4 protein-coding genes and 2 pseudogenes are annotated in these 7,750 nt (G+C 70.2%); 3 read left to right on the plus strand and 3 right to left on the minus strand.

The window, feature by feature from the left end:
- From x551_RS16025 to x551_RS16035, 3 genes and pseudogenes are all read right to left on the minus strand, one after another.
- Window positions 1-358: TolC family protein (locus x551_RS16025; RefSeq protein WP_036249486.1), on the minus strand; the 358-nt coding region annotated here is incomplete at its 3' end.
- A pseudogene (locus tag x551_RS16030) lies at window positions 351-3,571 on the minus strand (efflux RND transporter permease subunit). The gene x551_RS16025 and the pseudogene x551_RS16030, both read right to left, overlap by 8 nt.
- Before the next feature lie 16 nt (window positions 3,572-3,587).
- On the minus strand, window positions 3,588-4,577 hold the full coding sequence (locus x551_RS16035; protein WP_253950397.1) for an efflux RND transporter periplasmic adaptor subunit: 990 nt from the start codon (window positions 4,575-4,577) through the stop codon (window positions 3,588-3,590).
- Window positions 4,578-5,137: 560 nt separating this feature from the next.
- Between x551_RS16035 and x551_RS16040 the strand changes: the two are divergent.
- The 3 genes and pseudogenes from x551_RS16040 to x551_RS16050 all read left to right on the plus strand — a co-directional run.
- Window positions 5,138-6,645 (plus strand): annotated as a pseudogene (locus x551_RS16040) (M20 family metallopeptidase).
- A gap of 34 nt (window positions 6,646-6,679) precedes the next feature.
- Window positions 6,680-7,057, plus strand: a complete 378-nt coding sequence (locus x551_RS16045) for a CidA/LrgA family protein (RefSeq protein ID WP_011831150.1) — start codon at window positions 6,680-6,682, stop codon at window positions 7,055-7,057.
- On the plus strand, window positions 7,054-7,750 hold a 697-nt coding region (locus x551_RS16050), incomplete at its 3' end, for an LrgB family protein (RefSeq protein WP_051512094.1). The genes x551_RS16045 and x551_RS16050, both read left to right, overlap by 4 nt.

The following is a 7,750-nucleotide window of genomic DNA, read 5'->3' on the forward strand; positions in this document are numbered from 1 at the left end:
CGCGCGTCGCGCCGGCGCTGACGCCGACGTCGGGCAGCAGCGCGGCCTGGGCCAGCCCGAGATCGGCGCGTGCCTCCTGAAGGCGTGCCTGCGCGATGCGCACGTCGCCGTTGGCGGCCAGCGCGCGTTCGACCAGCGTGCTCAGCGCCTCGTCGCCGAAGCCGCGCCAGAAGCTGGCGATGTCGGCCGACACCGGCTGGGTGTTGTTGGCCGACGCGCCGGCATTGATGAATTCGGCATCCACCGTGCGGGCGGGCCGCTCGTAGTTCGGACCGACCGCGCAGCCGGTGGCGATCAGGGCGGCCGCGGCCAGCACGCCGAGACGGAAGGGCAGCCGGAGGATAGGGGCGTCACGCATGGTCGTCTCCCGTCGGGGCGCGCGGCTTCAGCGGCGCGGCATGGGCGGTGGGCAGGTGCTTCTTGGGGGCGAGCTTGCGCAGCAGCACGTAGAACACCGGCGTCAGGAACAGGCCGAACACGGTGACGCCGAGCATGCCGCTCGCCACCGCGATGCCCATCGCCTGGCGCATCTCGGCGCCGGCGCCGCTGGACAGCACCAGCGGGATCACGCCGGCGATGAAGGCGATCGACGTCATCAGGATCGGACGCAGCCGCAGGCGGCAGGCCTCGACCACCGCCTTGACGGTGCTGCGGCCGTGGTCCTCCAGCTCGCGGGCGAACTCGACGATCAGGATGGCGTTCTTGCACGCCAGCCCCACCAGCACCACGAAGGCGATCTGCGTGAAGATGTTGTTGTCGGCCGGCTGCCCCAGGAAGCCGCTGAGCCACACGCCGGTGATCGCGCTCAGGATGCACATCGGCACGATCAGGATGATCGCCAGCGGCAGCGTGGTGCTCTCGTAGGTGGCCGCCAGCACCAGGAACACCAGCAGCACGCACAGCGGGAAGATGTAGATCATCGTGTTGCCGGCGGTCTTCTCCTGGTAGACCAGCTCGGTCCACTCGTAGCTGATGCCGCGCGGCAGCGTCTCCTTCAGGATCTTCTCCATCTCGGCCTGCGCCTCGCCGGAGCTGAAGCCGGGCTTGGCCGCGCCGTTGAAGTCGGCGGTGTAGAAGCCGTTGTAGCGGCCCACCGAACCCGGCCCGAAGGTGGGTTCGATGCGCATCATGGCCGACAGCGGCACCATCTCGCCGGCGGCGTTGCGGATCTTCAGCGCGCCGATGTCCTCGGCCTTCGCGCGGTGGCCGGAGTCGGCCTGCACGATCACCTGGTAGGTCTTGCCGAAGCGGTTGAAGTCGTTGACGTAGAGCGAACCCAGATAGGTCTGCATCGTCTCGTAGATGTCGCTGAGGTTGACCCCCATCTGCTTGGCCTTGGTGCGGTCGACGTTGGCGAACAGCTGCGGCACGTTGATCTGGTAGTTCGAGAACGCCTGCGTGATCGTGCTGTTGGGGTTGCCGTAGATGCGGCCCATCAACTGCTGCACCGCACCGTTGAGCGCCCCCTCGCCCAGCGAGTCGCGATCCTGCAGCTGCAGCTTGAAGCCCCCGGCATTGCCCAGGCCGCTCACCGGCGGCGGCGACAGCACGAACATGAAGGCGTCCTGGATCGCGCCCAGCCGCTGGTTGACCTGCCCGACGATCGCGTCGGCGCTCTGCTCCGGCGCCGTGCGGTTCTCGAACTCGTCGAGGCTCAGGAACACGATGCCCGAGTTGGGCGCCGCGGTGAAGCCGTTGATCGACAGGCCGGGGAAGGCCACCGAACTCTTCACGCCCGGGACCGACAGCGCGATCTCGCTGAGCTGGCGGATGACCTTGGTGGTGCGTTCGAGCTCGCGCCGTCGGGCAACTGCGCGATGCCGATCAGGTACTGCTTGTCCTGCTGCGGCACGAAGCCCGGCGGGACCAGCTTGAACAGCAGCAGGGTGGCACCCAGCAGCACTGCGTAGATCACCAGCGCGATCGACTTGCGCTTGACGACGGTGCCGGTGACGCCGCGGCTGTAGCGGTCGGCATTGCGCGTGAAGAAACGGTTGAACCAGCCGAAGAAGCGGCCGAACACCTTGTCCATGCCGCGCGTCAACCAGTCCTTCTTCGCGTGGTGCGGCTTCAGCAGGATGGCGCTGAGCGCCGGCGACAGGGTCAACGAGTTGAACGCCGAGATCACCGTGGAGATCGCGATCGTCACGGCGAACTGCTTGTAGAACTGGCCGGACAGGCCGGACACGAAGGCCAGCGGCACGAACACCGCGCACAGCACCAGGCCGATGGCGATGATCGGGCCCGACACCTCCTGCATCGCCTTCACGCTCGCATCGCGCGGGCTCAGGCCGGCCTCGATGTTGCGTTCCACGTTCTCCACCACCACGATCGCGTCGTCGACCACGATGCCGATCGCCAGCACCAGGCCGAACAGCGTGAGGGTGTTGATCGAGAAGCCCAGCGCCAGCAGCACCGCGAAGGTGCCGACGATGGACACCGGCACCGCCAGCAGCGGGATGATGGACGCGCGCCAGGTCTGCAGGAACACGATCACCACCAGCACCACCAGCGCGATCGCCTCGACCAGCGTGTGGATCACCTTCTCGATCGAGGTGGCGACGAAGCGCGTGGGGTCGTAGACGATGGCGTAGTCGACGCCGGGCGGGAAGTCGGCCTTCAGCCGCTCCATCGTGGCGCGCACGTCGTTCGACAGCTGCAACGCATTGGAGTTGGGCGCCTGGAAGATGCCGATCGCGGCTGCTTCCTTGTTGTTCAGCAGCGAACCGAGCGAGTAGGTGTTGGGGCCGAGCTCGACGCGGCCGAGGTCGCGCACGCGGATCACCGAACCGTCGGCGGTGTCGGCGCGCACGATGATGTCGCCGAACTCCTGCTCACTGCTGAGCCGGCCCTGGGTGTTGATCGCGAGCTGGAACTCGGTGTTGTTCGGTGACGGCGGCGCGCCCACCACACCGGCGGCGACCTGCGCGTTCTGCTCGCGGATCGCGCCCACCACGTCGGCCGAGGTCAGGCCGCGGGCCGACAGCTTCTGCGGGTCGAGCCAGATGCGCATCGCGTAGTCGCCCGAGCCGAAGGTCTGCACCGAGCCCATGCCCGGGATGCGCAGCAGCGGGTCGCGCACGTTGAGCGTGGCGTAGTTGCGCAGGTAGAGCGCGTCGTACTTGTTGTCCGGCGAGACCATGTGCACCACCATGGTCAGGTTCGGCGAGCTCTTCTCGGTGGTCACGCCGATCTGGCGCACCACCTCGGGCAGGCGCGGCAGCGCGCGGTTCACGCGGTTCTGCACCGCAGTCTCGGCCACCTCGGGGTTGGTGCCGATCTTGAAGCTGATCGTCAGCGTCAGGGCACCGTCGGCCGAGGCCTGGCTGCCCATGTAGAGCATGTTCTCGATGCCGTTGATCTGCTCCTCGAGCGGCGTGGCCACCGTCTCGGCGATCACGCGCGGGTTCGCGCCGGGGAACTGCGCGCGCACCACCACCTGCGGCGGCGCGACCTCGGGGTATTCGGAGATCGGCAGCTTGAAGATCGCGATCGCGCCGACCAGCGTGATGAAGACCGACAGCACGGCCGCGAAGATCGGCCGGTCGATGAAGAAGCGGGACAGGTTCATGGAAGCCGCTCCCGGATCAGGCGGCGCGCGCAGCCGCGACCGGCGCGCTCAGCGCGGCCTTCTTCTCGTCCTTCTTGCCGCCGGCGCCCGGCGGCGGCGCGACCGGCTTCTCGACCGGCATGCCGCGGGCGTCGACATCGAGCTTCTCCGGCGCCAGCGGCGCACCCGGGCGCACCCGCTGCAGGCCGCTGACCACCACCAGCTCGCCCGGCTTCAGGCCGCTGGTGACCACGCGCATGCCGTCGATCAGCGCGCCGAGCTTGACTTCGCGGAACTCGGCGACGTTGTTGGCGCCGACCACGAACACGAACTTCTTGCTCTGGTCGGTGCCGATCGCACGCTCGGGCGTCAGCACCGCGTCGTAGGAGGTGCTGCCCGCCACCTGCAGCCGGGCGAACAGGCCCGGCGTGAACTGGCCGTCTGCGTTGTCGAACACCGCGCGGATGCGGATCGCGCCGGTCTGGGTGTTGAGGCGGTTGTCGATGAAGTCGACCTTGCCGGTGTGCGGGAAGCCGCTCTCGTTGGCCAGGCCCATCTTCACGTTCAGCTGGGCGTCGTTGGCCTTGCGCAGACGCAGGAAGGTCTGCTCGCTGCCGTCGAAGTAGGCGTAGACCTTGTGCGTGGCCACCAGCGTGGTCAGCACCGTCTTGTCGTCGACCAGGTTGCCGGCGGTGATGTTGGCGCGCGACAGGCGCCCGGCGATCGGCGCGCGCACCGCCGTGTACTCCACGTTGAGGCGCGCCACGCGCAGGGCCGCCTCGGCGGCGCGGATGTCGGCCTGCGAGGTGCGTTCGCCGGAGCCGAGCTGGTCGAACTCCTGGCGCGACACGGCCTTGGCGTCCAGCAGCTTCTGCGCGCGGGCCAGTTCGGCCTTGGCCAGCTCGGCGCGCGACTGCGCGGCGGCGAGCTGCGATTCGGCACGCGCCACCTCGGCCTGGTAGGGGCGGGGATCGATCGTGAACAGCAGCGCGCCCTTCTTGACGGTGGCGCCATCGACGAAGTGCACGCGGTCGATCGTGCCGCCGATGCGCGGCCGGATGTCGACGGTCTCCAGCGCCTCGAGCGGCCGGTGAACTCCTCGCTGTCGGCGATCGGCTTCTGCACCGCCGGGCCACCGAGACCGGCGGGGCCGGCGGCGGGCCGCCCTGCGCCTCGGCGCGCTCGCCGCAGGCCGTCAGCATGCCGGTGGCCAGCGACACGGCGATCAGCAGCGCGGCGGCATGTCGGAACGGAACAGGGGAGGCAACGGAGTCACGCATGAGAGCACCTAGGAGAAAGAGGTGGTGAGGCATCGAGGCCTCCGCGACAGCCGTGCGAAGTCCTCCCTGAGGGGCGCACACGTTCGGAGATCGTCCGCCACTCCACGTGTGTCTTTTGTGCAGGAGGGGGATGTTACTGACCCAACGGTCATCAAGCGATGGCCGTGAAATGCCCCCGAAGCCTGCAAGCCTATTGCAGGACGGCTTGCAAGTCTTCGGCCAGCTCTTCATGCGGGCAGGATGCCCTGGAGAGGGGGCTGCCTATACTGGCCCGTCGCTCCACCTCGCGCATCCAGCGCGCATCGCCATGAACGCTCCCGACCGCCTGCCCGGCCTCGACGCCGGCGTCTTGCAGGGCCACGTCGACCAGGCCTGGGACGCGCAGATCGTGCCCGAGCTGATCGACTACATCGCCATCCCCGCCAAGAGCCCGATGTTCGATGCGGACTGGGCCGCGCACGGCCACATCGACCGCGTGGTGCACCGCGCCGCGGCCTGGGTCGAGCGGCAGCGGCTCGCCGGGCTGAAGCTCGAAGTAATTGCGCTGCGCGAAGCCGACGGCACGCCGCGCACGCCGGTGATCTTCTTCGAGCTGCCGGCCACCACGCCGGGCGGCAATGCGGCCGGCGCGCCCACCGTGCTGCTCTACGGACATCTCGACAAGCAGCCCGAATTCAGCGGCTGGCGCGCCGACCTGGGACCATGGACGCCGAAGCTCGAGGACGGCCTGCTCTACGGCCGCGGCGGTGCCGACGACGGCTATGCGGTCTACGCGGCCGTCACGGCGCTGCAGGCGCTCGACGCGCAGGGCGTGCCGCGGCCGCGCTGCGTCGGGCTGATCGAGACCTGCGAGGAGTCGGGCTCGGGCGATCTGCCGGCCTATATCGACGCGCTCAAGCCGCGGCTCGGCGACGTGAGCCTGGTGGTCTGCCTCGACTCCGGCGCGGGCAACTACGACCAGCTCTGGCTCACCACCTCGCTGCGCGGGAACGTCACGGGAACGCTGCGTGTCGAGGTGCTGAGCGAAGGCGTGCACTCCGGCGATTCGAGCGGCATCGTGCCGTCGAGCCTGCGCGTGCTGCGCCAGCTGCTCGACCGGCTGGAGGACGCTGCCACCGGCCGCCTGCTGCCGCAGAGCCTGCACTGCGAGATCCCGGCCGAGCGCATGGCACAGGCCGCCGAGACGGCGCGCGTGCTGGGCGACGAGGTCTGGAAGCGCTTTCCGTGGGCCTGTGGTGCCGACGGCGGCTCGGTGCTGCCGATGAGCACCGACGCCACCGAGGCGCTCCTGAACCGCACGTGGCGTCCCACACTCAGCGTGACCGGCGCCGCCGGCCTGCCGGCCATCGCCGACGCCGGCAACGTGCTGCGGCCGGTCACGGCTTTCAAGCTGAGCCTGCGCCTGCCGCCGCTGGTCGACGGCCACGACGCCGCGGTGCGGCTCAAGGCACTGCTGGAGGACAACGCGCCCTACAACGCCAAGGTGGTGTTCGCGCCGGACGGCCGGGTCGGCGCCTGGGGGCCAGCGGCTGGAACGCCCCGCCGATCGAGCCCTGGCTGGAGACGGCGCTGCAGGCGGCCTCGCGCGCGCACTACGGTGCGCCCTGCGGCTACGTCGGCCAGGGCGGCACGATCCCGCTGATGAGCCTGCTGCAGCAGGGCTTCCCGAAGGCCCAGATGATGGTCTGCGGCGTGCTGGGTCCGAAGAGCAACGCCCACGGCCCGAACGAGTTCCTGCACCTGCCCTACGGCAAGCGGCTCACGGCCGCGGTGGCGCAGGTGATCGCGGCGCTGCCCGCCGACGCTGTCGCCTGAGCCAGGCGGCCCCAGTGCCCGGCCGCGACCGACCATGATCCAGGGCCTGGCCGCGCTGCTGTTGTTCCAGTCGCTCGGCGAGGCGATCGCGCAGCTCACGCACGCGCCGGTGCCGGGGCCGGTGATCGGGCTGGTGCTGCTGCTCGCCGGCCTGCTGCTGCGGCAGCGCGTGGGCAAGCCGGCCTGGGCACCGCTCGAGCAGGCGGCCGACGGCCTGCTGGCCCATCTGTCGATCTTCTTCATCCCGGCCGCCGTCGGCGTGATGCTGTACTGGGAGCCGTTGGTGCGCGAGGGTCTGGCGTGGGTGGTGGCGCTGGTGGCCAGCACCGCCGCGGCGATCGCCGTCACGGCGTGGTTCCTGTCGCGCCGGCTGGGGTCGGACGACACCGACGACGAGGCGCCGGCGCCATGAGCGCGTCCCGCGCGCTGACGCTGCCGGTCGGCCTGAGCGGCGCGCTGGAGCCGCTGGCCGAGGTGTGGGTCTACCTGGCCGCCACGCCGCTGTTCGGGCTGACGCTGACCCTCGGCGCCTACGTGATCGCCGAGCGCGTGTCGGCGCGCAGCGGGCGCCATCCGCTGGCCAATCCGGTGCTGTGGTCGGTGCTGGCGATCATCGCGGTGCTCGCGGCGACCGGTACGCCCTACCGCCGCTACTTCGAGGGCGCGCAGTTCGTGCATTTCCTGCTCGGCACCGCGACGGTCGCGCTGGCGGTGCCGTTGGCGCGCCTGTGGCCCGAGCTGCGGGCGCGCGCCGGAACCTTGCTGCTCGCGCTGTTGCTGGGGGCCGCGACCTCGATCACGGTGGCGCTCGGCACGGCCTGGGCGCTGGGTGGATCGAAGTTGATCCTGGCCTCGTTGCTGCCGAAATCGGTGACCGCACCGATCGCGATGGGCATCGCCGAGCGCATCGGTGGCTCGGCCACGCTGGCGGCGGTGTTCGCGGTGACGACCGGCATCGTCGGCGCGCTGATCGTCACGCCGCTGCTCAACGCGCTGAGCGTGCGCGACTGGGCGGCGCGCGGTTTCGCGGCCGGGCTGGCCGCGCACGGCATCGGCACGGCACGCGCGTGGTCGATCCATCCACGCGCCGGCGCGTACGCCAGCC

Source organism: Methylibium sp. T29 (assembly GCF_000576205.1).
GTDB classification, from domain to species: domain Bacteria; phylum Pseudomonadota; class Gammaproteobacteria; order Burkholderiales; family Burkholderiaceae_C; genus Methylibium; species Methylibium petroleiphilum.

What these genes read in the sequence shown, in the direction of transcription:
- x551_RS16045 (WP_011831150.1), top strand. Translation starts at nt 6,680, where the DNA reads ATGATCCAGGGCCTGGCCGCGCTGCTGTTGTTCCAGTCGCTCGGCGAG.